This is a genomic window from Brevibacillus sp. HB1.4B (assembly GCF_013284285.1).
Lineage (GTDB): Bacteria > Bacillota > Bacilli > Brevibacillales > Brevibacillaceae > Brevibacillus > Brevibacillus porteri.
On sequence record NZ_JABSUT010000031.1, the window covers coordinates 1 to 1,027 of the forward strand.

Here is a 1,027-nt window from a genome sequence, read left to right on the forward strand (position 1 = left end):
ATCTTCATCTTAAGTGAAGAACTATAATCGGGAAGTAGCTCAGCTTGGTAGAGTACTTGGCTTGGGACCAAGGGGTCGCAGGTTCGAATCCTGTCTTCCCGACCATGTTTCAAATGAATATGCCGGTGTGGCGGAATGGCAGACGCGCGCGACTCAAAATCGTGAGGGAAACCGTGGGGGTTCAAGTCCCTTCACCGGCACCATATTCAAGCGGGTGTAGTTCAATGGTAGAACTCCAGCCTTCCAAGCTGGTCGCGTGGGTTCGATTCCCATCACCCGCTCCATATTTTGCGGAGGGATACCGAAGTGGTCATAACGGGGCGGTCTTGAAAACCGTTAGAGTGCAAGCTCACGGGGGTTCGAATCCCTCTCCCTCCGCCACTTCTTTTTATTACGAAATAATTATGGCGGCGTAGCTCAGATGGCTAGAGCGTTCGGTTCATACCCGAAAGGTCGGGGGTTCGATCCCCTCCACCGCTACCATAGGGGCATAGTTTAACGGTAGAACGAAGGTCTCCAAAACCTTTGGTGTGGGTTCGATTCCTACTGCCCCTGCCAAAGAACATTTTTAAAACGTATACATTATGGCGGTCGTGGCGAAGGGGTTAACGCACCGGATTGTGGCTCCGGCACTCGTGGGTTCAAGTCCCATCGATCGCCCCATTTTTTTATAACTACAATATGTCTCAGTAGCTCAGCTGGATAGAGCATCCGCCTTCTAAGCGGACGGTCGGGAGTTCGAACCTCTCCTGAGACGTTTTACATGCGGTCGTGGTGGAATTGGCAGACACACCATCTTGAGGGGGTGGCGGGGCGACCCGTGCGAGTTCGAGTCTCGCCGACCGCACCATTAATTTAAATGAGGTTAAAAAAACCTCTTGATTAATGAAAAGTAATATGTTATATTAAAAATCTACTCACGAAACATACAAGTTTAACTGAGTAGAACAAATCACATAAAACTAAAAAAGTTGTTGACTTTCAAAGTTGAATGTGATAAATTAAAGATCTGCTCCGGAAACGGCGC

Annotated in this window: 9 tRNA genes; all 9 read left to right on the forward strand. The window is 48.8% G+C overall.

The window, feature by feature from the left end:
- Positions 1 to 28 precede the first annotated feature (28 nt).
- The 9 genes from HP398_RS30515 (at position 29) to HP398_RS30555 (ending at position 850) form a co-directional block, all read left to right on the forward strand.
- Positions 29 to 105 (forward strand) — tRNA-Pro (locus HP398_RS30515).
- A 16-nt stretch (positions 106 to 121) separates the two neighbouring features.
- Positions 122 to 203 (forward strand) — tRNA-Leu (locus HP398_RS30520).
- Positions 204 to 210: 7 nt separating this feature from the next.
- Positions 211 to 284, forward strand: a tRNA-Gly gene (locus HP398_RS30525).
- A gap of 8 nt (positions 285 to 292) precedes the next feature.
- A tRNA-Ser gene (locus HP398_RS30530) sits at positions 293 to 381 on the forward strand.
- Between the two features lie 25 nt (positions 382 to 406).
- Positions 407 to 483: transfer RNA gene (locus HP398_RS30535), tRNA-Met, on the forward strand.
- Between the two features lies 1 nt (position 484).
- Positions 485 to 558, forward strand: a tRNA-Trp gene (locus HP398_RS30540).
- 29 nt (positions 559 to 587) lie between these two features.
- Positions 588 to 663 (forward strand) — tRNA-His (locus tag HP398_RS30545).
- Positions 664 to 683: 20 nt separating this feature from the next.
- Positions 684 to 757, forward strand: a tRNA-Arg gene (locus tag HP398_RS30550).
- 8 nt (positions 758 to 765) lie between these two features.
- A tRNA-Leu gene (locus HP398_RS30555) sits at positions 766 to 850 on the forward strand.
- Positions 851 to 1,027: the final 177 nt, after the last annotated feature.